Origin of the sequence: Kitasatospora sp. NA04385 (genome assembly GCF_013364235.1) — a bacterium.
In the GTDB taxonomy this organism is placed as follows: Bacteria; Actinomycetota; Actinomycetes; order Streptomycetales; family Streptomycetaceae; genus Kitasatospora.
The window spans coordinates 5,058,443-5,081,891 of the sequence record NZ_CP054919.1; the positions used below are offsets into that span (position 1 = coordinate 5,058,443).

Annotated in this window: 22 protein-coding genes; 6 read left to right on the plus strand and 16 right to left on the minus strand. The window is 71.5% G+C overall.

All coding sequences use genetic code 11. The features are described from left to right. Positions 1-33: 33 nt before the first annotated feature. Positions 34-540, minus strand: coding sequence for a GNAT family N-acetyltransferase (locus tag HUT16_RS22675; protein ID WP_176189936.1), 507 nt, complete (start codon positions 538-540; stop codon positions 34-36). Positions 541-809: 269 nt separating this feature from the next. Between HUT16_RS22675 and HUT16_RS22680 the strand changes: the two genes are divergently transcribed. Then, a complete protein-coding gene (locus tag HUT16_RS22680) occupies positions 810-1,793 on the plus strand; it encodes a GlxA family transcriptional regulator (protein WP_176189937.1) in 984 nt (327 codons plus the stop codon). A gap of 74 nt (positions 1,794-1,867) precedes the next feature. On the opposite strand, the gene HUT16_RS22685 is transcribed toward HUT16_RS22680, so the two are convergent. The 8 genes from HUT16_RS22685 to HUT16_RS22720 form a co-directional block, all read right to left on the minus strand. Next, positions 1,868-2,626 carry a histidine phosphatase family protein gene (locus tag HUT16_RS22685; protein WP_176189938.1) on the minus strand — a complete coding sequence of 253 codons (759 nt, stop codon included), beginning with the start codon at positions 2,624-2,626 and terminating at the stop codon, positions 1,868-1,870. Between the two features lie 165 nt (positions 2,627-2,791). Then, the gene (mctP, locus tag HUT16_RS22690; protein WP_176192813.1) at positions 2,792-4,387 is read right to left on the minus strand and encodes a monocarboxylate uptake permease MctP; all 1,596 of its coding nucleotides are present in this window, start codon (positions 4,385-4,387) and stop codon (positions 2,792-2,794) included. Between the two features lie 20 nt (positions 4,388-4,407). Beyond that, complete coding sequence (locus tag HUT16_RS22695; RefSeq protein ID WP_368662707.1) at positions 4,408-4,716, minus strand: DUF3311 domain-containing protein; 309 nt, start codon at positions 4,714-4,716, stop codon at positions 4,408-4,410. A gap of 235 nt (positions 4,717-4,951) precedes the next feature. Continuing rightward, entirely contained in the window at positions 4,952-5,737 is a 786-nt protein-coding gene (locus HUT16_RS22700) for a GntR family transcriptional regulator (protein WP_111554193.1), read from the minus strand. Between the two features lie 183 nt (positions 5,738-5,920). Next, positions 5,921-7,495, minus strand: a complete 1,575-nt coding sequence (locus tag HUT16_RS22705) for a glycoside hydrolase family 3 protein (RefSeq protein ID WP_176189939.1) — start codon at positions 7,493-7,495, stop codon at positions 5,921-5,923. Positions 7,496-7,559: 64 nt separating this feature from the next. After that, a complete protein-coding gene (locus HUT16_RS22710) occupies positions 7,560-8,486 on the minus strand; it encodes a carbohydrate ABC transporter permease (RefSeq protein WP_176189940.1) in 927 nt (308 codons plus the stop codon). Then, positions 8,483-9,448 carry a carbohydrate ABC transporter permease gene (locus tag HUT16_RS22715; protein WP_254897943.1) on the minus strand — a complete coding sequence of 322 codons (966 nt, stop codon included), beginning with the start codon at positions 9,446-9,448 and terminating at the stop codon, positions 8,483-8,485. The genes HUT16_RS22710 and HUT16_RS22715 overlap by 4 nt, the downstream gene beginning before the upstream one ends. Before the next feature lie 180 nt (positions 9,449-9,628). Further along, positions 9,629-10,924: an extracellular solute-binding protein gene (locus HUT16_RS22720; protein ID WP_254897944.1), complete on the minus strand. Its 1,296-nt coding sequence runs from the start codon at positions 10,922-10,924 to the stop codon at positions 9,629-9,631. 1,211 nt (positions 10,925-12,135) lie between these two features. Between HUT16_RS22720 and HUT16_RS22725 the strand changes: the two genes are divergently transcribed. The 3 genes from HUT16_RS22725 to HUT16_RS22735 all read left to right on the plus strand — a co-directional run bounded on the left by HUT16_RS22725 (position 12,136) and on the right by HUT16_RS22735 (position 16,663). Then, a complete protein-coding gene (locus HUT16_RS22725; protein WP_176189942.1) occupies positions 12,136-13,437 on the plus strand; it encodes an extracellular solute-binding protein in 1,302 nt (433 codons plus the stop codon). A gap of 193 nt (positions 13,438-13,630) precedes the next feature. Next, positions 13,631-14,689 (plus strand): SIS domain-containing protein, encoded by a 1,059-nt coding sequence (locus HUT16_RS22730; RefSeq protein WP_176189943.1) that lies wholly within the window; start codon positions 13,631-13,633, stop codon positions 14,687-14,689. Between the two features lie 453 nt (positions 14,690-15,142). Next, positions 15,143-16,663, plus strand: coding sequence for a sensor histidine kinase (locus tag HUT16_RS22735; RefSeq protein ID WP_176189944.1), 1,521 nt, complete (start codon positions 15,143-15,145; stop codon positions 16,661-16,663). A gap of 354 nt (positions 16,664-17,017) precedes the next feature. On the opposite strand, the gene HUT16_RS22740 is transcribed toward HUT16_RS22735, so the two are convergent. Both HUT16_RS22740 and HUT16_RS22745 read right to left on the minus strand, forming a co-directional pair. Further along, positions 17,018-17,269 carry a WhiB family transcriptional regulator gene (locus tag HUT16_RS22740; RefSeq protein WP_014138019.1) on the minus strand — a complete coding sequence of 84 codons (252 nt, stop codon included), beginning with the start codon at positions 17,267-17,269 and terminating at the stop codon, positions 17,018-17,020. A 342-nt stretch (positions 17,270-17,611) separates the two neighbouring features. After that, the gene (locus tag HUT16_RS22745) at positions 17,612-18,583 is read right to left on the minus strand and encodes a diacylglycerol kinase family protein (protein WP_176189945.1); all 972 of its coding nucleotides are present in this window, start codon (positions 18,581-18,583) and stop codon (positions 17,612-17,614) included. A 51-nt stretch (positions 18,584-18,634) separates the two neighbouring features. Here HUT16_RS22745 and HUT16_RS22750 point away from each other — a divergent pair, with 51 nt between their 5' ends. Beyond that, a complete protein-coding gene (locus HUT16_RS22750) occupies positions 18,635-19,063 on the plus strand; it encodes a hypothetical protein (protein ID WP_176189946.1) in 429 nt (142 codons plus the stop codon). Positions 19,064-19,148: 85 nt separating this feature from the next. Here HUT16_RS22750 and HUT16_RS22755 read toward each other — a convergent pair whose 3' ends face one another. The 4 genes from HUT16_RS22755 to sodN all read right to left on the minus strand — a co-directional run bounded on the left by HUT16_RS22755 (position 19,149) and on the right by sodN (position 21,997). Then, positions 19,149-20,141, minus strand: coding sequence for an RNA polymerase sigma factor SigF (locus HUT16_RS22755; protein ID WP_176189947.1), 993 nt, complete (start codon positions 20,139-20,141; stop codon positions 19,149-19,151). A gap of 37 nt (positions 20,142-20,178) precedes the next feature. Then, on the minus strand, positions 20,179-20,592 hold the full coding sequence (locus HUT16_RS22760) for an anti-sigma regulatory factor (protein ID WP_043915977.1): 414 nt from the start codon (positions 20,590-20,592) through the stop codon (positions 20,179-20,181). Between the two features lie 168 nt (positions 20,593-20,760). Then, positions 20,761-21,240 carry a GNAT family N-acetyltransferase gene (locus HUT16_RS22765; protein WP_176189948.1) on the minus strand — a complete coding sequence of 160 codons (480 nt, stop codon included), beginning with the start codon at positions 21,238-21,240 and terminating at the stop codon, positions 20,761-20,763. Between the two features lie 361 nt (positions 21,241-21,601). After that, positions 21,602-21,997: a superoxide dismutase, Ni gene (gene sodN / locus HUT16_RS22770; protein ID WP_030457790.1), complete on the minus strand. Its 396-nt coding sequence runs from the start codon at positions 21,995-21,997 to the stop codon at positions 21,602-21,604. Between the two features lie 104 nt (positions 21,998-22,101). Here sodN and sodX point away from each other — a divergent pair, with 104 nt between their 5' ends. Continuing rightward, the gene (sodX, locus tag HUT16_RS22775; RefSeq protein WP_176189949.1) at positions 22,102-22,509 is read left to right on the plus strand and encodes a nickel-type superoxide dismutase maturation protease; all 408 of its coding nucleotides are present in this window, start codon (positions 22,102-22,104) and stop codon (positions 22,507-22,509) included. A 243-nt stretch (positions 22,510-22,752) separates the two neighbouring features. On the opposite strand, the gene HUT16_RS22780 is transcribed toward sodX, so the two are convergent. Then, a complete protein-coding gene (locus HUT16_RS22780; RefSeq protein WP_176189950.1) occupies positions 22,753-23,340 on the minus strand; it encodes a CGNR zinc finger domain-containing protein in 588 nt (195 codons plus the stop codon). Positions 23,341-23,449: the final 109 nt, after the last annotated feature.

A 23,449-nucleotide genomic window follows, 5' to 3' on the forward strand; every position in this document is an offset into this window, starting at 1 on the left:
AAGAGCGGTGAGGGGACCGGGGACTCCCGGGCCTCAGAACCGCATCGTGTAGACCAGCAGGTCGGTGCCGGGCGTCGGCGACCAGTCCCGCTCGGGGCTGCGGACGAAGCCCAGCGCGGCGTAGATCCGGTGCGCGGCGGTCATCGCCGGACGGGTGGAGAACGCCATCCCGGCCAGCCCGAGTTCCCGGCTGCGGCCGATCGCGGCCTCCACCAGCGCCCGGCCGACGCCGCGGCCGCGGGCCGCCGCGCCGACCGCGAGCATCCGGATCTCGCCCTCGGCGGGCCCGGCGACGTCCGCCCAGGCGGTGCCGCCGGGGGCGAAGGTCACGCAGCCGAGCACGGCTCCGGCGTCGTCGACGGCGACCAGGAGCTCGGCCTCCCGGCCGCGGCGGGCGGCGTCGCGCAGGAGCTCGACGTACGGCGAGTCGGGGCGGGTGTGGCCGTCGCCGACGAAGGCCTCGACGCTGACCTCCCCGGCTCCGGCGAGGTCGCGGTCGAGGGCGCGGCGGACGAGCGGGCGGACGGTCGGGGAGCGCATCCGGCCAGTGTGCCGGAACGGCCGCGGCGCGGGTCCGCCAGGTCCGGGTCGAACGGGTAGCCGGTCGGGCGGTGCGCGTTGTCGCGGCCGTGGCGGCCGTTGCGGTCCAGGTCGCGGCCGACCAGGACGCCGAGGAGTCCGAAACTGCCGATGAGGCCCAGCAGGGCGAGCGCGGTGGTCATGGCTCCACTGTCCCGCCGGGAGCGGGCCGGGACGAGTGGCAGGAACGCACCATTGCCACGAAATCCTGCCACTGCGATGCTGGGCGGATGCGGAAGCTGGAGAACGTCGCCGTCGTGGTGCTGGAGGAGATCCACCCCTTCGAACTGGGGGTGGCCTGCGAGGTGTTCGGCCTGGACCGGAGCGACTCCGGCCTGCCGGTCTACGACTTCGCCCTGGTCGGCGACCGGCCCGGGCCGATGCGCACCCACGCGGGCTTCACCCTCGACGTCCCGCACGGGCCCGAGCGGATCGCCGGGGCCGACCTGGTGATCGCCACCGCCACCGGCGTCCGCGAGCACTACCCCGAGGAGCTCTGCGCGGCGCTGCGGGCCGCCCACGACCGCGGCGCCCACCTGCTGTCGATCTGCTCCGGCAGCTTCCTGCTCGGCGCGGCCGGGCTGCTCGACGGCCGCCGCTGCACCACCCACTGGCGCTACGCCGCCCTGATGGCCGAGCGCTTCCCGCTGACCACCGTCGAACCCGACGTGCTGTACGTCGACGACCACCCCGTGATCACCTCGGCCGGCACCGCCGCGGGCATCGACGCCTGCCTGCACCTGGTCCGCAAGGTGCAGGGCGCCGAGGTGGCCCGGGAGATCGCCCGCCGGATGGTGGTCGCCCCGCACCGCGACGGCGGGCAGGCCCAGTTCATCAACCGCCCGCTGCCCGAGGCCGACGGCGAGTCGCTGGCCGGGGTGCTGGAGTGGATGCGCCACCACGTCGACCGGGAGACCGGCGTCGACCAGCTGGCCCGGCTCGCCCACATGTCGCCGCGCACCTTCGCCCGCCGCTTCCGCCAGGAGACCGGCACCACCCCGCACCGCTGGCTCACCGGCCAGCGGGTGCTGCTCGCCCAGCGCCTGCTGGAGTCCACCGGGCAGAGCGTGGACGAGGTCGCCGCCCGCTGCGGCTTCGGCAACGCCGCCGCGCTGCGGCACCACTTCGGCCGCCGGCTCGGCACCACCCCGCAGGCCTACCGGCGGGCGTTCGGCGGCCCGGCGCGGCCCGTCGAACCGGAGCCCGCGGGCTGAGGCGGCGGCGGGCAGTGGGGGACGGCGGGCAGCGGGCAGCCGGGGAGGGGCAGCCGGGGACGGCCGGGGCGGGGTCAGCCCGACAGGTGGCCGGTCTGGTTCCAGCCGGCCGGCCGCAGCCGCCCGTCGCGGGCCCGCCACACGCTGGTCGAGCAGTTCGCCACCGGGTCCAGTGCGAGCAGCTCCTGCTCGGGCAGCCGGTCCAGCACGTGCCGCAGCATCAGCACGGTGCAGTCGTGCGCCACCACCAGCACCGGCCGCCCCGCCTCCTCCTCGCCCAGGTCGCGCAGCAGGTCGCGCACCCGCAGCGCCACGTCCAGCCAGGACTCCCCGCCGGGCGGCCGGTAGTACAGCTCGCCCATCCGCCGCCGCCGCTCGGCCTCCGCCGGGTGGTCGCGCTCGATCGCCGCCTTGGTGAGCATCTCCAGCACGCCCAGCTCCCGGTCCCGCAGCCGCTCGTCGTAGCGCACCGCCAGCCCCACCGGGACGCCGCCCAGCCCGGACGCCTGGGCCAGCGCGATCCGGGCGGTCTCCGCGGTGCGCACGTACGGGGAGCACCACACCGAGCGGGGCCGGTCGGCGGGCGGCCGGGCGGCCCACCAGCGCCCCAGCTCGCGGGCCTGGTCCTGGCCGTGCAGGGAGAGCGGGATGTCGGCGTCCCGGCAGGTGATCGGGACGGTGAGCGCCCCGCTGGCGTCCGCGTGGCGGAACTCCACGTTGGCGGTCGACTCGCCGTGCCGGGTGGCGACCAGCACCGAGGGCAGGCGGCCGGTTCTGTCCGGTTCCGCGTCCTCGGGACGGTGTCCGTTGCGTACCGTGGTGAGGTCGGTCATGGCGGTGGCTCCCCGTGGTCGGTGGCGCGTGCGGTGGGTCGTCTCTCCCGGTCTCTCCGGTGGACGGGCGGCCCCAAACGGAAGGACGCGCCGCCACCCCAGTGTCGATCGGGGTGACGGCGCGTCCACAGGGCGCACGGCGCGACCGTGCGCGCCCCCGGTGCGTCAGTGCGCCGCCGCGGGCTGCGGAGCCTGCTCCACGGCCGCGTCGCCGGCCTCCGCGGAGTAGTCGGCCTTCGAGGTCTCGTCGGCGCCCTCGGGGGCCTTCAGGGCCCGCAGCACCAGCGTCAGGACCACCGCCACCACCAGGTTCAGCACGAACGCGGTCAGACCGATGTACCCGGTCTCCCCGATCACCGGGATCTTCGTGCTGTTGCCGCCGAAGTGCTTGGTCGCCGCCGAGGAGATCCCCCAGGCCTGCCACGTCCCGTACACCATGCCGACCGCCCAGCCCGCCAGCAGCGCCCAGCGGTGGAACCACCGGGTGAACAGGCCCGCCACCAGCGCCACCGCGGTCTGCAGGATCCACAGGCCGCCCAGCAGCTGGAAGTTGATCGCCACCTGCTTGTCCATCATCAGCACGAACACCAGCGCGCCGACCTTCACCAGCAGCGAGGCGATCTTCGCCACCCGGGTCTCCTCGGCCGGCGTCGCGGCCGGCTTCAGGAACTCCTTGTAGACGTTGCGGGTGAACAGGTTCGCCGCCGCGATCGACATGATCGCGGCCGGCACCAGCGCCCCGATCCCGATCGCCGCGAACGCCACCCCGGTGAACCAGGACGGGAACAGGTCCGCGAACAGCTGCGGCACCGCCAGCTGGCTGTTGTAGCCCTTGACGCCCTTGCCGACCCCGGCCGCGATGGCCATGAAGCCCAGCAGCGCCAGCAGGCCCAGCATCAGCGAGTACGCGGGCATGATCGCCATGTTCCGGCGCACCGTGTTGCGGGACTTCGACGCCAGCACGCCCGTCACCGAGTGCGGGTACATGAACAGCGCCAGCGCCGACCCGAACGCCAGCGTCGCGTACGCCCACTGGCCGCTCGGCCCGACCACCAGCGCGCCGCTGGGCTTGCCGTTGGCGCCCGGGGTGGCGAACTTGTGCTGCGCGGCGTCGAAGATGTGCCCGAAGCCGCCCAGCCGCATCGGGATGTACACCACCGCCACGATGATCACGACGTAGATCAGCGCGTCCTTCACGAACGCGATCAGCGCCGGCGCCCGCAGGCCGGAGGAGTAGGTGTACGCGGCCAGCACGCCGAACGCGATGAACAGCGGCAGGTCCTTGAGGAACCAGTTCCCGCTGCCGCCCACCCCCAGGGTGTCCAGCACCGCCTGGATGCCCACCAGTTGCAGCGCGATGTACGGCATGGTCGCCAGGATGCCGGTCAGCGCCACCACCACCGACAGCGCCCGCGACCCGTACCGGCCGCGCACGAAGTCGGCCGGCGTCACGTACCCGTGCACCCGCGACACCGACCACAGCCGGGGCAGGAACAGGAACACCAGCGGGTACGCGATGATCGTGTACGGCACCGCGAAGAAGCCCGCCGCGCCCGCCGCGTACACCGCCGCCGGGACCGCGATGAACGTGTACGCGGTGTACAGGTCGCCGCCGAGCAGGAACCAGGTCACCCAGGTGCCGAAGCTCCGGCCGCCCAGCCCCCACTCGTGCAGGTGCTGCGCGTCGGCCGCCCGCCGCCAGCGGGAGGCCAGGAAGCCCATCACCGTCACGGCGGCGAAGAACAGCAGGAAGACCGTCATCGCGGTCCAGTCCACGTGCTTCACGACCGCCCCCCGTCCTCGGGCTGGGCGGGCGGCACCGGCCCGGGAACGGCGGAGGCGGCCCGGCGGGCCGCCTCGTCACGCCGGATCAGCAGGTACGCGGCGCCGGTGAACAGCGCCGACAGCGGCACCCACAGCAGCTGGTACCAGTAGAAGAACGGCATCCCGCCGAACTCCGGCGCGGCCTTGCTGTAGGACGGCACCCACAGCATCACCACCACCGGCACCAGCAGGCACAGCCCGGCCAACACCCGGGCGGGGGAGACCACGGGCGGTGCGCCCGGGGCGGGGACTTGCGACGACGACACGAGCGGCTCCCGGAGACTGACGAGGAGTCACCTCAGTGGCGCCGCAACGCACACGACTGTGCGCCCGCCGAGCAGCACCCTCGGTGATCGAAAGGTCCCCGCGAGGTTAGGGCAGGGGGGTGACCGTTGTCACTACCTCGTCAACAAGATCGGCAGGACCACCCGGACGCGCCGCCGTTCGGGCCGACCGGTTCAGCCGCGTGGTGCCGCGCCGTACCGGACCGCCGCCGAAGCCCTACGCCGGCCGGTTCAGCCGCGTGATGAACTTGTACCTGTCGCCGCGGTAGATCGAGCGCACCCACTCCACCGGGGCGCCGTCCGCGTCGAAGGAGTGCCGGGACAGCTGCAGCATCGGCAGGCCCAGGTCGGAGCCGAGCAGGCCGGCCTCGCGCGGGTTGGCGAGGGTGGTCTCGATGGTCTCCTCGGCCTCCGCGACGGTCACCCCGTAGACCTCGCGCAGCGCGGTGTACAGCGAGTTGTGCTTGGCCAGGTTGCGCCGCAGCGCGGGGAAGCGCTTGGCGGACAGGTGCGCCACCTCGATCGCCATCGGGTCGCCGTTGGCCAGGCGCAGGCGCTCGATCCGCAGCACCCGGCCGCCGGGCTTGATGTCCAGCAGCGGGGCGAGCCGCTCGTCGGCGGAGATGTAGGCGACCTCGACCAGCCGGGAGGTCGGCTCCAGGCCCTGGGCGCGCATGTCCTCGGTGTACGAGGTCAGCTGGAGGGCCTGGGCGACCTTCGGCTTGGCCACGAAGGTGCCCTTGCCCTGGATGCGCTCCAGCCGCCCCTCCACGACCAGCTCCTGCAGGGCCTGCCGGACGGTGGTGCGCGAGGTGTCGAACTGGGCGGCCAGGGCGCGCTCCGGCGGGACCGGCGTGCCGGCCGGCTGGGTCTCGGTCAGCTGCAGCAGGTGCCGCTTGAGGCCGTAGTACTTGGGGACCCGGGCCGTGGCGGTGGCAGGGCCGGTCTGGGTCGTCACGGTGGAGCCCTCGGCGAGCGCCGCCGTGTCCCTGTCGCCACTCATGGCAGCTCTCACTCCTCGTTGGAGGCGGTCCCTTAACGGACCCCTAAGTCCTATGTAACAGCACATGTTTGCACGCGCGGCAGAACAATCGTGAGCCCCCGGCCGCATTCGGGGCGGCCCGCCGGGTACGCGAGGGGCCCGGGACGGGCGCCAGGCGCCCGTCCCGGGCCCGTCCCGAGTGTCTCAGCCGGCCTTGGCGGCCGTCACGGCGAGCCCCGCGAGGGCTTCCGCCGCGGCGATCCCGCCGACCCGGGAGCCGCCGTAGGTGGCCAGCGTGGTCACCCCGTACGGGGCGAACAGCTCGGCCGTGCCGTGGGCGGTGCCGATCTCCACCACCACCGCGTCCGGCCGGTGCTCGACCAGGGCCAGCGCGGCCCGGCGCATCCAGCCGTGCCGGTGCACGTCGCGCACCACCAGCACCAGCGGGCGGCCGACCGAGGCGCCCAGCAGCGGGGCGGTGTCGATCTCGGCGTCCTCGGCGGCGACCGCGACGTGCAGCAGGCCGGAGCCCTCGGTCACGGTCGCGGGCGGCGCGACCCGGCTGGAGGTGGTGCCGGGCACCAGCTCGGCCAGCGGGCCGGCCACGCCCCAGGGGGTCTCGTCGCCGGCCGCGATGTTCGCGCCCGGGGAGAACTCCACCACGTGCGGGACGCCGCCCAGCGGGCGCAGCTCGCCGGTGACCCGCAGCGCGCGGCGGGCGGCGGTCAGGCCGACGCCGACCTCGGCCTGCTGGCCGACCAGCGAGGCCCGGACGCCGGCCGACCAGCGGGCGACGGCCCGGTTGCGCTCGGCGGCCTCGTGCAGCCGCTCCGCGGACAGCCGGCCCTCGCGGACCGCCCAGACCAGCGCGTCGCGCAGGTAGACGAAGGCGTCCTCGTCCTGCAGGCCGCCGCCGACGCAGATGGTGTCGGCGCCGGCCGCGATGGCCCGCACCGAGCCGGCCGCGACGCCGTGGGTGCCGGAGATGGCGCCCATCTCGATGCCGTCGGTGACGATCAGCCCGTCGAAGCCGAGCTCCTCGCGGAGCAGGCCGGTCAGGATGCGCTGCGACATGGTCGCGGGCAGCTGGGCGTCGTAGGCGTCGAACAGGATGTGCGCGGTCATGATGCTCTTCACGCCGGCCGCGATGGCGGCGCGGAAGGGCAGCAGGTGCTCGGCGAACTGGTCGAGGGCGAGGTCGATCCGGGGCAGGCCCAGGTGCGAGTCGCCGGCCGTGTCGCCGTGGCCGGGGAAGTGCTTGGCGCAGGCCGCGACGCCGGCGGACTGCAGGCCGCGGACGTACGCGGCGGTGTGGCGGGCGGCCAAGTCGCCGTCGCCGCCGAAGGACCGGACGCCGATCACCGGGTTGTCCGGGTTGGAGTTGACGTCCGCGTCGGGCGCGTAGTTCAGGTTCACGCCGACGCTGGACAGGTCGAACCCGATGGAGCGGGCGACCCGCTCGGTGAGGTCGGTGTCGTCGACCTCACCGAGCGCCAGGTTGCCCGGGTAGGAGGAGCCGCTGACCACCTCGAGGCGGGTGACGTCGCCGCCCTCCTCGTCGGTGGCGACCAGCAGGTCCCCGTTGAGCGCGTACAGCTCCGAGGTCAGGGCGGCGACCTGCTGCGGGGTGCGGATGTTGCGGCCGAACAGGGCGACGCCGCCGAGCTCGCCGTCGCCCAGTCTGCGGCGCAGCCACTCGGGCGCGGTCAGACCGGCGAAACCGGGCTGCAGGACCGCTCCGGCGTCGCGGAGGAGATCGGCGCTTTCCGTACCGGGCATCGCCTTGGTTCCTTCCCTGGAGGTGAGGGGTGTTACGGGTGCGGTGGATGGTGGGGAAGGGGGCTCAGCCCTTGACCGCACCGGCGGTGAGACCCGCCGACACCTTCTTCTGGAAGAACACGAACAGGATGATCACGGGCAGCGAGACCAGCAGACCGCCGGCCATCTGCGAGCCGTAGTCGGCGGCCCGGGTCGGCGTGGACGAGTAGAACGTCAGCCAGGTCATCGCGGTCTGCGTGTTGTGGCCGCTGGTGCTCAGCAGCATGCTGGCGACGATGAACTCGTTCCAGGCCTGGATCCAGCTGTACACCGCGGTGGTGACCAGGCCGGGCATGGTGAGCGGCAGGATGATCCGGAAGAACGCGCCCCACTGGGTGCAGCCGTCGACCATCGCGGCCTCGTCCAGCTCCGCCGGGATGTTCACGATGAACGAGCGCAGCGTCCAGATCACGTACGGGACGGTGAAGACCAGGTAGGCGAGGATGACGCCGAACAGGGTGCCGGTCATGTTCGCGTTGTTCATCACCACGAACAGCGGGATGAGGATCGCGATCAGCGGCACCATCTGGACCACCAGCATGGTCACGATGAAGAAGCTGCGGCCGCGGAAGTTGAACCGGGCCACGGCGACGGCGGCCAGGAAGCCGATCGCGACGCCGAGCACCACCGAGCCCAGGGTCAGGATCAGCGTGCTGCGCATCGCCGGCAGGAAGCTCGCGTCGTCGAAGATCGTCTTGTAGCTGTCCAGCGAGAACGACGACGGCCAGAACGTCGGGTCCTGGGAGATCAGGTCCTTGTTGGTCTTGAAGGTGGTGATGATCATCCAGTAGATCGGGAAGGCCATCACCAGAGCGAAGAACAGCGCGATGCCGTTCCAGATCCAGGTCATGACGCCGCTGCGCCCGACCTCGGTCTCCCGGGACTTCTTCGGCTTCTTGACCGGAGGCAGCGGCTGCTGGGTCTTCGGAGCGGGGGAAAGGACGTCGCTCATCGCTCGTTGGCTCCGATCTTGAGCATCTGGCGGATGTAGAACACCAGCACCGCCAGCATCATGAGGATCATCACGATGGAGATGACCGAGGCGTTGCTGTACTGCGAGGAGCCGACTCCGTGCATGTACAGGTAGATGCCGATGGTCTGGTAGCCCTCCTCGGGGGAGGAGTTGCGCAGCGAGTAGATCTGCGCGAAGACCTGGAAGTCCCAGATGAAGCTCAGCGCGGTGCTGATCATCAGGAAGGGCCGGATGACCGGGACGGTCACGTGGCGGAAGGCCTGGAGGCTGTTGGCGCCGTCGAGCTTGGCGGCCTCCATCAGCTCCTTGGGCACCTGGGTGAGCGCGGCGTACAGGCCCAGCACCAGGAAGGGCAGGGCGCCCCAGATGACGACGGAGGCACCGACCACGTACAGGCCGACGGTCGAGTCGGCGAACCAGTCGTAGTGCTTCCAGGTCTCGTCACCGGTGAGCAGGTAGGCGATGTAGTCGACCACGCCGCTGTTGGAGGAGAACAGCCAGCGGAAGACCTGGCCGTTGACCAGCGCCGGGATCGCCCAGACGAACATCATCACGGTGAAGAACGTGACCCGGACCCAGGCGGAGACCCGGTTGAGCAGCAGCGCGAGCAGCATGCTCAGCACCATGGAGAGGATGACCAGCTCCGCGGTGAAGTAGATCGAGCGCAGGACCACGTCCCAGAAGGTGTCGTCGCTCAGCACCTTGCTGTACCCGTCGAAGCCGATGTAGCTGGCCTTCTCCGGGTGCGCCAGGTAGGCGAACTTGTTGACGTTCAGGAACGACAGGTCGATCAGCTTGTAGATCGGGTACACCAGGACGCCCGCGAGCACGACGATCGCGGGCAGCAGGAGGGTGTAGGGAATGTACTGGCCGCCCGCGAAGACACCGCGCCGCTGCGGCTTCTTCACCGGGGCGGGCCCCTGGCTTTCGGACCGTGTCACGGTCTCGTTGGTCGTCACGCTCATCAGGGTCCTTCCCGGGCCCGCGGATCTGATCGGTCCTGGCGCACGGGTGGGCAGCCCGCGTGATCGCGGACTGCCCACCCCCTAACCTGCGCTCAGTGCGTGGTCCGTCCGGGGAGTTCCGGACTCCCCGGACCGACCTTGCGGTTCAGTTGACTGTCAGCCGTTCAGGGAGCCGACGACCTTGGCCTCGGCGTTCTTGAGCTCGGTGGCCGCGTCACCGCCGGCGGCGATCGCGCTGAGGGCGTTCTTCAGCTCGGTCTCGTTCGAGCCGGACCACAGCGGCGAGTTCGGGATGAACCAGGTCTTGCCCTGGGCGGCGTTACCGGCGGCCTCGTTGGCCGGGTCGGCGGCCTTGAAGGCGTCGACCAGGTTCTTGGCGTTCGGGATCGCGTGCTTGGCCAGCGCGGTCTGCTGCGCGGTGTTGGTGAAGATCTTCAGGAAGTACGCGCCCAGGCCGGCGTTCTTGGCCTTCTCCGGCACGGCCAGGTCCGAGCCGCCGAGGAAGGCGGGGGTCGGGTCGCCGGCCGCCGCACCCGGGAGGGCGATGGTGGCGAGCTTGTCCTTCAGCTCCGGGTTGCCGGCCTTCGGGTCGATGACCGAGCCGACCTCCCAGCCGTTGCCGATGATGGCGGCGATGTTGCCCTGCGCCATGCGGGCGTCCTGGTCGGTCTCGTCAACGGTGGTGCCGCCGACCGAGTACGCCTTCTGCAGCTCGTTCCAGGTGTTGACGCCCTCGACGAACTTCGGGTCGCTGAGGGTGCTGGCCCACTTGCCGCCCTCGTTCTTGCCGATGACGTTCTTCACGCCGTAGGAGCCGGCGCCGAAGGAGACGGCGGTGTACCAGTTCTTGCCCGGCAGGTACAGGGCGGAGAAGTTGGCGGTGCCCGCGTTGTCGGCCTTGACCTTGTCCAGAGCGGTCTTCAGCTCGGCCAGGGTGGTGGGGGGCGTGGTGACGCCGGCCTTCTCGAACAGGTCCTTGCGGTAGATCATGACGCGGGCGCCGGCGTAGTACGGGACGGCGTAGGTCTTGGAGCCGTCGGCCGACTGGCCGGAGGCGGCCAGCGAGTCCAGCCACTTGTCCGAGTTGTCGAACTGGCCCTTGACCGAGGTGAGGTCGACGAAGGACTCGGCGTCGATGTACTTGGCGGCCTGGGTGTTGCCGATCTCGATCGCGTCGGGCGCGTTGTCCGAGAGGAGGGCGGTGTCGACCTTGGTGGTGTAGTTGGCCCAGGTCTGCCACTGGATGTCGACGTCGGCGCCGGTCTCGTTCTTGAACTGGGTCTTCGCGGCCTCGACCACGTCGTTCCACTGCTTCTGGGCGTCGTCCATCAGCCAGACGGTGATCTTCTTGCCCTTGCCGTCCTTGCTCAGGATGTCACCCGACTTGGCGCCGTCGGACGAAGAAGACGACGAGCAGGCCGAGGCGACGAGCACGGTGGCGATAGCGGCCACGGCTGCGATCTTGCGGTTCAAACCATCCTCCAGAGGGATGAGCAAGGTAGGGCACCGGGCTGCTGGGCCGACTGGCCTGGAGCTGCGTTGTGCCGTAGGGGGGAACGTCACCAGGTGACACGAATACGAACTGCCGGGGCCGGCGGGCCGATCCGTGAGGTGGAGTAGACCATTGGTTTAGACCAACGCCTGGAGGTTGGCATGGACCAATGACGAGCGTCAAGGGTTCAAAGAGCGGTTGCACAAGCCGTTATCAACGCTTGACTCGGCCGTGTTGGACTGGACCAAGGCGGGGAGGAAACGGGACCTATCGGGACACCGGAACGCCCGGACCACGACTGGACCACTTCCGGAACGGGTGGCGGACCTCCTCCGTGCGGCATATTTGTGCGGCCATGTCAACCCCGCCCCGGTGCCGGGCCGGCGGCAGGGGCCGCATCCCCGGCCCGGCCCGGCCCGGGCCGGTGCGTCCGCTCCGCGCGGTCGCGCCCGCGCCCCGCGCCCGCCCCGGGTCCGCCCGCAGGCCCGCCCGCGCGGGCGGGCCTGCGGGCGAAACTAGCGGCGGAGTTTCCCGGCTTAATGCGTCGGGCCCAATACCGGGGGCCTCCTCCCCGGTTTTCCGTGCGGGCCCGGCAATGCCCGGCCGGAATCGCGGCCGGGAGTTCCGCGGATTTCCCGGCCCGCCCGCGGCGCCGCCGCGCGGCCCGCGGACGCCCGGGTTTTCCGCCGGACCGGGCCCGGCGGGCCGCCGTCCGGGCGCCCGCCGACGGGCGGGCCGGGCGCGCCGCCGCAGGTCCCGGCGTCCGCGGGGCGCGCGGCCCCGCCCCCGGCAGCGCCGATCCCGCTCCGGGGGGAAATCGTGCGTATCCGACGGGCGCTGGTCCGCCCGTCGGCCGCCCCGGCGGGTGCCCGCCCCGCGCCGGGCGGGGGCCGCCGGGCGGCCGGGCCGGATAAATCGGGGAGCCGGTGATTTCGGCAATTGCGCTTGATCGATTCGGATCACCGAGGGTCACCTTAAGTGACCCTAAAGTCATGCGTAGGTCATGGCTCCGCCAATGTTTGACGTGGTCGGGCCAAGGAAGGCAACGGATTGACAACGAGCCGGGTGCGAAACCGCACCTGCGTTGACGCCTCAAAATGGTCTAGGCCAAGATCCGAAAATCTGGTCTGTACCACTGCGCAGACCTCCCCGCCCCCATCCGGAGGATTGCGTGAAGCGTCAGGTACTGGCCACGCTCAGCACCGCTGCCCTGTTGGCCACCGCCGCGGGCTGCTCGTCCGGCAGCCCGTCGCCCTCGCCGACGAACGTCGACGCGAAGGACGTGACCGGCAGCGTGACCGTCTGGCTGATGAACGACGCCCAGAAGAGCTGGCCCGACCTGGTCCAGCAGGTCAACGACGAGTTCGCCGCGAAGTACCCGAAGGTCCAGATCAAGCTCAGCTACCACGAGTGGGGGACCAAGGTCGGCGAGCTGGACGAGGCGCTCGCCTCCGGCCAGGCTCCGGACGTGGTCGAGCTGGGCAACACCGAGACCCTGAAGTACATGGTCAACGGCTCGCTGCTGAAGCTGGACCGCGGGAGCTTCGACAACTCCGACAACTGGATCAAGGGTCTCGCCGAGACCTGCACCTACAAGGACACGCTCTACTGCGTGCCCTACTACGCGGGCGCCCGCGTCGGCCTCTACAACTCGAAGATGTTCCAGGACGCCACCGGCTCCGCGGAGCTCCCGCAGTCCGAGGACCAGCTGCTCGGCGCCCTCGACAAGGTCGCCAACAAGTACAAGGGCACCCCCGGCTACTCGGCGCTGTATCTGCCCGGCCCCTACTGGTACGCCGCGATGTCCTACGTCAACGCGTACGGCGGCGCGATCGCCCGCTACGACTCGTCCGGCAACTGGCACGGCACCCTGCACGACACCAAGTCCCAGCAGGGCCTGCAGCACTTCGTCGACCTGGTGCGCAAGTACAACAAGGGCGACCTGAAGGTCAACGAGCAGGACCAGGCCAAGGTGCTCGGCCACGAGAAGGCCGGCCTGATCTACGCCAACGGCTGGGAGCAGAGCGTCGCCACCGCCCCGATCACCGGCACCCCGGCGCTGCAGGACGTGCTCAAGGTCGCCGCGATGCCCGGCCCCAACGACAAGCCGCTGCCCTCCTTCATCGGCGGCTCCGACCTGGCGGTCACCGCCAAGTCGGCGAACGCCCAGGCGGCCGCCGACTGGGTGCGGATGTTCACCAGCACCAAGTCCGAGCAGGTGCTGGTCGACAAGGACACCCTGCCCAACAACCTGGTCCAGCTGGCCCCGATGAAGAACAAGGCCACCACCGCCGCCGCGGCCAACGCGGTGCAGGACGCCTGGTTCACCCCGGCGGCCCCCGGCTGGGGCGCGATCGAGAAGCAGAACATCCTGACCAACATGCTGAACGCGATCTTCGCCGGCAAGAGCGTCGAGGACGCCACCAAGGAGGCCGACGCCCAGATGGACCAGCTGATCAACGACGCGGGCTGACCGGCCGCCGTCCCGAACCCTGAGACCGGGCCCCGGCACACCGTCACGGAGTGTGCCCCGGGGCCCGGTCGCACGTAGGATCGCCTCAGAACAGTTCCACGCAGCGAGGGTGCGGACTCGCCGCCGTTCAGAGGTCCCCGTCGGGCGTCCCGCCCCACGGGGTCGAACCATCTCTCCACGGAGGCACACCCCGATGTCCGACCCGCAGACTGTTTCCGTACCCGGCAGGATCATGTCGGCGGAGATGGCCGAGCAGCCGGCCGTCCTGCAGCGCATCCTCGACGAGGGCGCGCCCGCGATCCGTGAGATCGCCGCGCAGATCGCCGCCCGCAACCCGCGCTTCGTCCTGCTGACCGCCCGCGGGACCTCCGACAACGCCGCGCTGTACGCCAAGTACCTGATCGAGGTGCTGCTCGGCAAGCCGGCCGGCCTGACCTCGATGTCCACCACCACCGCGTACGGCGCCAAGCCGGACCTCACCGACTGCCTGGTCATCACGGTCAGCCAGTCCGGCGGCTCGCCCGACCTGGTGGCCTCCACCAAGGCGGCCCGCGAGGCCGGCGCGATCACCCTGGCGGTCACCAACAACGCCGCCTCGCCGCTCGCCGAGGTCTCCGAGTTCCACATCGACGTGCTGGCCGGCCCGGAGAAGGCGCTGCCCGCCACCAAGACCTACACCGCCGAGCTGCTGGCGCTGTACCTGTTCGTCGAGGGCCTGCGCGGCGGCGACGGCTCCGCGGCGAAGGCGCTGCCCGAGCTGGCGGCCGGCATCCTGGCCCGCCAGGGCGAGGTCAAGGACCTGGCCGAGCGCTACCGCTTCGCCCAGCGCCTGGTCATCACCTCGCGCGGCTACGGCTACCCGACCGCCCGCGAGGCGGCGCTGAAGCTGATGGAGACCACCTACATCCCGGCGTCGCCGTTCTCCGGCGCCGACCTGCTGCACGGCCCGCTGGCCATGGTGGACAACGTCTCGCCGGTCATCGCGATCGTCCCGGACGGCAAGGGCGGCGAGGCCCTGCAGCCCGTCCTGGACCGCCTGCGCGGCCGCGGCGCGGACCTCGTGGTGATCGGCCAGCAGGACCAGGTCGACGCCGCCAGCGCGGGCTTCGCGCTGCCGGCCGGCGTGCCCCAGGAGGTCCAGCCGATCCTGGAGATCCTGCCGCTGCAGCTGCTGGCCTACGAGGTCACCATCGCCCGCGGCCAGGACCCGGACGCCCCCCGCGCGCTCGCCAAGGTCACCGAGACCCACTGAGACACGCCCGGGCCGGGACACCGGCCCGGGAGCGCCCGGGACGCGCAGGAGCCGCCCCCGCGAGGTTCTGCGGGGGCGGCTCCTGCGTACCCGGGCACGGGCGTCGAGGCGTTCCGCGCGCACCTGCTCCGGGGAACGGGTGCTTCGGGGAACGGGTGCTTCGGGAAACGGGCCGGAAAACACTACGGGCCACGGCGCCGACACAGGACCCTCAACCTGTGCGGCACCGTAGCCCGGAGCTGTATGCCGGAGACGGGGACCGTCCGAGGGTTGTGCGGGACCCTCGAACGACGCCTCCGACCGAGGAGGGGCCTCGCGCGGTCAGGGCAGTTGCGCGGAGGGCCTCTCCTTGGTGCATCTTCATTGTGGACTAGACCAATCTGGGTTGTCCAGAGGCGTCCCGCAATTGGTCTGGACAACATGCCCCGGGGCGGTCGGCGATACCCTCACCGTGTGCCCTCGCTGAACGAACTCGTCCGCCGCCACACCACCCTCACCGGTGCCGACGTGGAGTGGCTGCACCTCCTGGTCTCGGAGTGGCAGCTGCTCTCCGACCTCTCCTTCGCCGACCTGGTGCTGTGGATCCCCACCTGGGACGGCATCCGCTACGTCTCGGTGGCCCAGATGCGGCCCAACACCGGCCCCACCTCGTACCAGGACGACATGGTCGGCCACCTGGTACCCCGGGGCCGCCGGCCGCTGCTGGACGCCGCCTACGACGAGGGCCGGATCGTCCGCGAGGGCGACCCGGAGTGGCGCGAGGAGGTGCCGGTGCGGGTGGAGTCCATCCCGGTGCGCCGGGACGGCAAGGTGCTCGGCGTGATCGCCCGCAACACCAACCTGCTGACCGTCCGCACCCCCAGCCGGCTGGAGCTCACCTACCTGCAGAGCGCCTCCGACCTGGCCCAGATGATCGCGGCCGGCACCTTCCCCTACCCCGGCGCCGAACAGGCCGACATGGACGCCGCCCCGCGGGTCGGCGACGGCCTGATCCGGCTCGACGTGGAGGGCGTGGTCACCTACGCCAGCCCCAACGCGCTCTCCGCCTACCACCGGCTCGGCCTGACCACCGACCTGGTGGGCAGTCACCTCGGCAAGTCCACCGCCGAACTGGTGCCGCCCAGCCGCAGCGCGGTGCACGAGGCGCTGGTGAAGATGGCCAGCGGCTGGGCGCCCCGGCAGACCGAGGTCGAGGCGCAGGGCGGCGTGGTGACCCTGCGGACCATCCCGCTCAAGCCCAAGGGCACCCCCACCGGCTCCCTGGTGCTCTGCCGGGACGTCACCGAACTGCGGCGCCGCGACCGCGAGTTGATGACCAAGGACGCCACCATCCGGGAGATCCACCACCGGGTGAAGAACAACCTGCAGACCGTCGCCGCGCTGCTGCGGCTGCAGTCCCGCCGGATGGACTCGGCCGCCGGCCGGGCCGCCCTGGACGAGGCCGTCCGCCGGGTCGGCTCGATCGCCATCGTGCACGAGACGCTCTCCCAGGCCCTGGACGAGTCGGTGGCCTTCGACGAGATCGCCGACCGGGTGCTGGCCATGGTGATGGAACTCTCCCAGGACGGCCGGGTGGTGGCCCGCCGCAGCGGCTCCTTCGGCATCCTGTCCGCCGAGGTCGCCACCCCGCTGGCGATGATCCTCACCGAGCTCACCCAGAACGCCCTGGAGCACGCCTTCGGCCCCAGCGCCTCCGGCAACCTGGAGGTCAGCGCCCTGCGCGGCCGCGCGCCCTCCGGCGGCAAGGGCTGGTCGGACACCTGGAACAACGGCGCCAAGCCCGAGGAGTACCTGCTGATCACCGTGCAGGACGACGGCCGCGGCATGCCCGAGGGCTTCGACCCGCAGCAGGCCGGCAACCTCGGCCTGCAGATCGTCCGCACCCTGGCCACCGGCGAACTCGGCGGCACCTTCGACATGGTGGCCGCGCCCGAGGGCGGCACCAAGGTGGTGCTGGAGATCCCCGTCCGGTAGCGGAGCCCGGTCCGGTGGCGGAGCCCCGTCCGCTGGCGGAGACAGAAACGAGGCCCTGCCGACCGGGGGGGGGTGGGTCGGCAGGGCCTCTCGACCCGGTCCGGCCGTCGGGGGGAGTCGGCCGGAACGGGGGCTTCTGGTGTGGCGCGACGCCCGCCCCGTGCTTGCACACGGTGAGCGCCACAGGCCAACGATATTGCTCTGCGTGAACAGTATCAAGTGCCTGGGCGGCTCGCGTCGTCGGACCCGTGGATCGAGCGGGGCCCGTTCGGGAAGGCTCGGCCGGCCAGTCGCGGCCGAACCCTTGATCGTGGGTTGATCTTCAGTGCTGCTGACGGATCGTCAGCGGGTGTTTCAGGCGGTGCGGGCGCGGTTGCGGGCAGCGCGGCGCTTCATCGCGCGACGCTCGTCCTCGCTCATGCCGCCCCAGACGCCGGCGTCCTGGCCGGTTTCGAGCGCCCACTGCAGGCACTGCTCCATCACGGGACAACGGCGGCACACGGCCTTGGCTTCCTCGATCTGCAGCAGAGCGGGGCCGGTGTTCCCGATCGGGAAGAACAGCTCCGGGTCCTCTTCGCGGCAGACAGCGCGGTGGCGCCAGTCCATGGTCGTCCAACTCCTCCGGTCGCGGGCGGTGGCCCGTGACTCACTCGAATGGCTTGTGAATGTGAACGCTTTCACGAATCCCGCAACAGCAAAAGGGACCTAAGGCCCATCGGGCCCGGGCGGTCTGTGCTGAGGGGGGTTCGGCGATTCGAGGGGCTCTCCCGCGGTGTCCCGCTGCGGTGTGTCCCGATCGCCATGTAGAGGTTCGCAAACCTCGAAGCCGGATACAACCCCCTTCGGCAAGAAATTTTTGATTCTTCGGTGTCGCCTACCTCACAGGCGGTACTTCTATGGGGTGAAGGGGTTCGAACGTTCGAGTGCAAGGTGACGACCCCCTTCTGGTCACACAATCACACGCAGTGCCCGCCGTACGCCTGTGAAACTGACGCGACTCCTGTCTCCAAGGTGGTCCCCATCGACCTGAAACGGGGCCGGTTCCTCTGAAACCAAGGTGAAGTGCCGAACGTCGTGATAGGACACGAGGTGTTTGCCGGAGGGCCCGGCCGGGCGTTCACCGCCCTCCGTCGCGGGCAGCGGACGAAGAATCTGACGGACCGTTCGAGCGGTCCGGAACGCGGTCATTCGAGTGATGCCGAAGATGTCCAGATCGGTTTCGAAGGACGCGGAAGGCGAGGGGAAGACCGGACGGGAACCCAGGAACGTCCACGGTGAAGTGTTCGAGACTATGGCCATCACCATGCCCGGAACCTGGTCCTGGCCGTTGATCTCCAGGGAGATCGGCCCCGAGCGGCGGTGTTCACGCTCGGTGACGTAGTGCCGGAGCGCCTCGACGACGTAGAGCGCGTGCGTGGATCTGCGCCCCGCACGGCGCTGGCGCTCCACCCGGCCGACCACGCCCGCGTCGAAGCCCAGACCCGCGGTGAAGGTGAACCAGCGGTCCGGCTCCCCGGCGGTCAGCGCCTTGCCCAGGCCGATCGACCGCTCCCGGCGGGCCGCCAGCGCGTCCAGCAGCGCGCCGGTCGCCTCCACCGGGTCGTTCGGCAGGCCCAGCGCCCGGGCGAACACGTTGGTCGAACCGCCCGGCACCACCGCCAGCCGCGGCACCCGCTCGCCCGGGCCGTGCGCCAGCAGGCCGTTCACCACCTCGTTGACCGTCCCGTCGCCGCCCAGCGCCACCACCAGGTCCACCGAGCCGTCCTCGGCCGCCTGCCGCGCCAGGTCCCGCGCGTGGCCCCGGTACTGGGTCTGGGCGACGTCCAGCTTCAGGTCGCTGCGCAGGGCATGGATCAGGACGTCCCGGGTCCGACCACTGGTGGTGGTCGCCTTCGGGTTCACGACCAGGAGAGCGCGCATGGTGATCAGCCTACGACCCGCCCTGGACGGGCCGACCGTTACCCTGGCCGGGTGACCGCTGAATCCGCCACCGCCACCACCCCCGCCGCCGCCCGGCCCGTCCCGCTGCTCGTCGGCGCGGCGCTCACCGCGCTGGAGGGCGCGGCGATGGCCGGCTGGGGCGTCTACAACCTGGTCGCCGGCTTCACCGGCGCCGACGACTTCGGCCGCGCCGAGCTGGGCGGCGCCGTCCTGCTGCTGATGGGCCTGCTGCCGGTCCTGGCCGGCCGGGCGCTGCTGCGCGGGCAGCGCTGGGGCCGCAGCCCTGCCGTGCTGACCAACTCGATCTGCCTGCCCGTCGCGTACTACATGTGGCAGCCCGGCGGCGCGATGATCGCCGCCGGCGCCGCGGTCGGACTGCTCGGCCTGGTCGGCATCGGGGCGCTGCTCAACCCCAGGGTCACCGCCGTGCTGTACGGCGCTCCCGACGAGCGGCAGTAGCCGCCGCACGCCGACGACGGCGCAGGGCCCGTCCCCCACCCGGGGGACGGGCCCTGCGCCGTCGTGACGGGGCCCGGGCGCGCTCCTACTCCTCGACGAGCAGCTTCTCGCGCAACTGGGCCAGGGTGCGGGCCAGCAGCCGGGAGACGTGCATCTGGGAGATGCCGACCTCGGCCGCGATCTGCGACTGGGTCATGTTCCGGAAGAACCGCAGCACCAGGATCTTCTGCTCCCGGGGCGGCAGTTGGGCCAGCAGCGGCTTCAGCGACTCCCGGTACTCGACGCCCTCCAGCGCCTCGTCGGTGGCGCCCAGGGTGTCCGCGACGGCCGGCGACTCGTCGTCGCTGTCCGGCACGTCCAGCGAGAGGGTGGAGTACGCGTTGGCGGACTCCAGGCCCTCCAGCACGTCCTCCTCCGAGATGCCCAGGTGCTCGGCCAGCTCGTGCACCGTCGGCGACCGGCCGTGCCGCTGGGACAGCTCGCTGGTCGCCGTGGTCAGCGACAGCCGCAGCTCCTGCAGGCGGCGCGGCACCCGCACCGCCCAGCCCTTGTCCCGGAAGTGCCGCTTGATCTCGCCGACGATGGTCGGCGTCGCGTACGTGGAGAACTCCACCCCGCGTTCGTGGTCGAACCGGTCCACCGACTTGATCAGGCCGATGGTGGCGACCTGGGTCAGGTCGTCCAGCGGTTCGCCGCGGTTGCGGAAGCGGCGGGCCAGGTGCTCCACCAGCGGGATGTGCATCCGGACCAGCTGGTTGCGGATCTCCACCCGCTCCGCGGACCCCTCCGGCAGCTCGGACAGCCGCACGAACAGCGCCCGGGCCGCCTCGCGGTCCGGAGCTCCGCTGCGGTGGCCCTGGGCCGGCACGGTCGAACGGACGGCCTCGGCGGCGGCCGCCGGGCCGTCGTCCGCCGCGGGCTCGACCGCGGGCGCCGTCTCGGGCCGCTCGGGCTTCGGATCGGTCGGCTGGCTCATCCGGTGGGAGTCCTTCGGGAGGGCTTCTTCGTCAGGGGTGGCGGTGCGGGCGACGCTCGCCTGCGGCGGTACGACGGCAACTGTGCGGTCCAGATCACTCACGGCGATCACCCGTTCCGTTCCGAGAACACGTCACTGGCTACGGCTGGCCCGGCGACCCGCCGCGCTTCTTGTGCAGGCTGATGGAGACCGTGTTGTCCGCGGCCACCGTCGAGTCGACCTCGCCGGCCAGCGCGGAGAGCACCGTCCAGGCGAAGGTGTCCCGCTCGGGGGCCCGGCCGTCCGTGGTCGGGGCGGACACGGTGACCCGCAGCGCGTCGCCCACCAGGCGGAACTCGCAGCTCAGGATCGAGCCGGGAACGGCCTGTTGGAGCAGGATCGCGCAGGCCTCGTCCACCGCGATGCGGAGATCCTCGATCTCGTCCAGGGTGAAGTCGAGCCGTGCCGCGAGGCCGGCCGTCGCCGTCCGCAGCACCGAGAGATAGGCGCCCGCCGCGGGCAGCCGGACCTCAACGAAGTCCTTCACTCCGGGCTCGCCGTCGATCTGGGACACCCTCACCTCCTGGGTGACGCACGGTGCTTGCGGCCGGGGAGCTGCCAACACCACTGGCTCGGTTCAACTGCCTTGTGCCCCGAGACGTTACCGCGCCCGGGGGTGGTCTGTCGTGATCTCGCGCCACCGTCACGGGAGCGAGGGATCACCGTTCGAACAGGGTCGCGCTCAGCGCGGTTCGGAGCCCAGCGCGGCGAGCGCGCCGTCGGTCAGCCGGAAGACCGTCCACTCGTCCATCGGCACCGCGCCGAGCGACTTGTAGAAGCCGATCGACGGCTCGTTCCAGTCCAGCACCGACCACTCCAGCCGCTGGTACCCGCGCTCCACGCAGATCCGGGCCAGCTCGGTCAGCAGCGCCTTGCCGTGGCCGCCGCCGCGCTTCTCCGGGCGGACGTACAGGTCCTCCAGGTAGATGCCGTGGGTGCCGCGCCAGGTCGAGAAGTTGCGGAACCAGAGGGCGAAGCCGACCGGCTCGCCGGACTCCTCCTCGGCGATCAGGCCGAACACCGCGGGGTGCTCGCCGAACAGCGCGTCGTGCAACTGCTCCTCGGTGGCCACCGCCTCGTCGAGGGCCCGCTCGTACTCGGCGAGCTCGCGGATCATGGCGTGGACGAAGGGGACGTCGGCGGGGGTCGCGGTGCGGATCATACGGTCGAGCGTACTCATCTCACCCCTTCATCCGGAATGGCCTTTATGCCCGGGACGGCACCGGCGGAAACGGCGCCCGCGGCCGGGCGCCGGGGGCGGCGGGGGTAGCGGGGGTGCCGGGGGCAGCGGGGAGGCGCTGGGGAGGCGCTGGGGAGGCGCTGGGGAGGTGCCGGGCGGGCGCGGGCTCTCGCGGGGGCTCTCGCGGGGGCTTGCGCGAAGGCTTGTGCGGGGGTTTGTGCAGGGGCTTGCGCAGGGGCGGGCGGAGCCGGCCGGGAGCCCCGCCCGGAAGCGCGGACACCCGGCTGCCGGGCCCCGGGGCGGGGCGGTGGCAGCCGGGTGTCCGGTGCGGGCTGACGCGGGGTCAGGCCTTCTTGGTCTCCCAGAAGATCGCGTCGATCTCGGCGATCAGGTCCAGCAGGGCCTGGCCGGTCGCCGGGTCGGTGGACGCCTTGGCGGCCGAGGCGGCCTTGCCCGCGCGGTTGAACAGGTCGTGCAGGCCCGGGTAGGCCTCGAAGTGCGGGGCCTTGAAGTAGTCGGTGTGCAGCACCGAGAGGTGGTGCTTGACCAGCTCGGCGCGCTCCTCCTTGATGACGATGGCGCGAGCGCGGAACTCGGCGTCCTCGTTGGCCTGGTACTTCTCCTGAGTGGCCTTCACGGACTCGGCCTCGATGCGGGCCTGGGCCGGGTCGTACACGCCGCACGGCAGGTCGCAGTGGGCGTGGGCGGTGACTCGCGGAGCAAACAGACGAGAGAACATGGGGGTCCTTCCTTAGATCGTCTTCCCGGGCCCGACATTACCCCCACGGCGGCCCGAAATCGCCGTCGCCCCGGTGGCCTAGGGCAAAAGAAGGAGTTCGAACCATGCGATATGGGACACCGTTCGGCGTCGCCGACATCGCCGGTCCGTCGATGCGCCGACTGCTCTCCGACGGCGACCGGGTGCTGGTCCGCTACGGGGCGCGGTTGCGGCCCGGGGCGATCGCGCTGTTCCGGCACCCGCTGCGGCAGGACCTGCTGGTGGTCAAGCGCGCGGCGGAGCGGCGGCCGGGCGGCTGGTGGATGCTCTCCGACAACCCGCTGGTGCGCACCGACAGCCGCGAGTACGGCGCGGTGCCGGACGAGTTGGTGCTCGGCCGGGTGCTGCTGCGGCTGTCCCCCCGGCCGGCCTGGCTGGCGCCCGGGCGCCGGGTGGAGCGGGCGCTGCGGGGGCGCGCGCCGCGGTTCGCCGAGCGGTTGGGGGTCAGCGTTCCGTTCGACGGGGAGCTGTGACGCGGCACCTTGTGACGCGACACCTTGTGATGTGACATCCGTGACGCGGCACCTTGTGACGTGACACCCGTGACGCGGCATTCAGTGACGCGACACCCGTGACGTGTCATTTCGTGTCGCGACATCCAGTGATGCGGCATTCAGTGACGCGTAACCTCGTGACGTGACACCGGTGTTGCGTCATCCGGTGACACATCATCCAGTGACACGTCATCCGGTGTCACGGCATCTGATGACGCGTCATCAACCCTGGGCGGCCAGCGCCCGCTGGGCCTCCTGGCGCTTGCGGGCGCGGTAGGCCGCGACGTTGGCGCGGGTGGCGCAGCGGTCGGAGCAGTAGCGGCGGGAGCGGTTGGTGGAGGTGTCGAGGTAGGCGTTGCGGCAGGGGGCGGCCTGGCAGATGCCGAGCCGGTCGACGCCGAGGCCGGTGAGGTGGATGGCCAGGCCCATGCAGGCGACGGCGGCGTAGTTGGCGGCGGCGGTGGGGGCGTTGTCGGCCAGGTGCAGGTGCCAGTTGGGGCGGCCGGTGTCGTCCAGGTCGTCGTGGCCGGAGACCAGCGGGCTGACGGGGTACTCCACCATCAGGCTGTTGAGCAGGTCGACGGCCCGGACGTCCTCGCCCGCGGCGGCGGCCTCGAAGACCCCGCGCAGCCGGGTGCGGACGGCGCGCAGCCGGGGCAGGTCGGCCTCGTCGGCGAGCATCGCGGCCCGGGAGGGGGTGCCGAACAGGGACCGGACGGCGTCCACCGAGGTGAGGTCGTCGGTGCCGCGGCCGGGTTCCTCGCTGTTGACCAGCCGGACGGCGAAGTCGGCGTACGAGGCGAGCTCCACTGGGGTCCTTCCGGGCGGGGTGTAACGGGTCGAATGACTCCAGGGTATTACAGGTGCGGGCGGACGTGCCGGTGCCCGCCGGGCGCGGGGGCGCGGGGCGGGCACCGGG

Bases quoted from the DNA above. Each gene is read 5' to 3' on its own strand.
- HUT16_RS22700 (WP_111554193.1), bottom strand. From the start codon at position 5,737: ATGAGTGGCGACAGGGACACGGCGGCGCTCGCCGAGGGCTCCACCGTG.
- HUT16_RS22710 (WP_176189940.1), bottom strand. From the start codon at position 8,486: ATGAGCGACGTCCTTTCCCCCGCTCCGAAGACCCAGCAGCCGCTGCCT.
- sodX (WP_176189949.1), top strand. From the start codon at position 22,102: ATGCGATATGGGACACCGTTCGGCGTCGCCGACATCGCCGGTCCGTCG.
- sodN (WP_030457790.1), bottom strand. From the start codon at position 21,997: ATGTTCTCTCGTCTGTTTGCTCCGCGAGTCACCGCCCACGCCCACTGC.
- HUT16_RS22730 (WP_176189943.1), top strand. From the start codon at position 13,631: ATGTCCGACCCGCAGACTGTTTCCGTACCCGGCAGGATCATGTCGGCG.
- HUT16_RS22685 (WP_176189938.1), bottom strand. From the start codon at position 2,626: ATGACCGACCTCACCACGGTACGCAACGGACACCGTCCCGAGGACGCG.
- mctP (WP_176192813.1), bottom strand. From the start codon at position 4,387: ATGACGGTCTTCCTGCTGTTCTTCGCCGCCGTGACGGTGATGGGCTTC.
- HUT16_RS22705 (WP_176189939.1), bottom strand. From the start codon at position 7,495: ATGCCCGGTACGGAAAGCGCCGATCTCCTCCGCGACGCCGGAGCGGTC.
- HUT16_RS22765 (WP_176189948.1), bottom strand. From the start codon at position 21,240: ATGATCCGCACCGCGACCCCCGCCGACGTCCCCTTCGTCCACGCCATG.
- HUT16_RS22675 (WP_176189936.1), bottom strand. From the start codon at position 540: ATGCGCTCCCCGACCGTCCGCCCGCTCGTCCGCCGCGCCCTCGACCGC.
- HUT16_RS22745 (WP_176189945.1), bottom strand. From the start codon at position 18,583: ATGCGCGCTCTCCTGGTCGTGAACCCGAAGGCGACCACCACCAGTGGT.
- HUT16_RS22680 (WP_176189937.1), top strand. From the start codon at position 810: ATGCGGAAGCTGGAGAACGTCGCCGTCGTGGTGCTGGAGGAGATCCAC.
- HUT16_RS22740 (WP_014138019.1), bottom strand. From the start codon at position 17,269: ATGGACTGGCGCCACCGCGCTGTCTGCCGCGAAGAGGACCCGGAGCTG.